The organism is Oleiphilus sp. HI0043 (genome assembly GCF_001634935.1).
This window is the reverse complement of sequence record NZ_LWEY01001077.1, coordinates 1-440: the sequence shown is the minus strand read 5'-3', so window position 1 is coordinate 440 and position 440 is coordinate 1. Positions and strand designations below refer to the sequence as shown.

Below are 440 nucleotides of genomic sequence, written 5' to 3'. Positions count from 1 at the left end.
GATAAGCGATTGATCGCACTTCTCGATCTGTTACTTCAGCTTTGATCAAGGCTTCAAGAATGGGCTGTGCTTGAAGGTAAGATGGCCCAGCTTGCTGTGATAGCTCCATAACACTGTTGGCCATACCGTGTAGTTTGAGTTGTTTGAAGGTGTGGATCATGGTTTCAATGTGCATAAGGATGACCTCTTAGTTGATCGTAGCGTTGTGTGTTGGCAATAGGCTCTTCGTTTAGAATGAGAGAGGGTGGTGTTAGCAAAGGCTCAGGTGTTTCCTGTTCGATGAGTTGGCTCAAACAGTTCATTACATGCTGTTTTGAGGGGTGCCCGCATCGCAGAGATTCCTCAACCGCTTGCTCAACCAGCTGTTCGTCGTGATGAAGTACCAAGGCCAATATCTCGACCATTTCTCGATCACCACCTTGTCGTCGAAGTAAATACTT

General features: G+C 46.6%; 1 protein-coding gene and 1 pseudogene. Both read right to left on the bottom strand.

Annotated features, from left to right (window positions below; all coding sequences use genetic code 11):
* On the bottom strand, positions 1 to 160 hold a 160-nt coding region (locus tag A3729_RS34575), incomplete at its 3' end, for an ATP-binding protein (RefSeq protein ID WP_369820130.1).
* Between the two features lie 4 nt (positions 161 to 164).
* Positions 165 to 440: pseudogene (locus A3729_RS32980) on the bottom strand (IS21 family transposase); the annotation flags it as partial.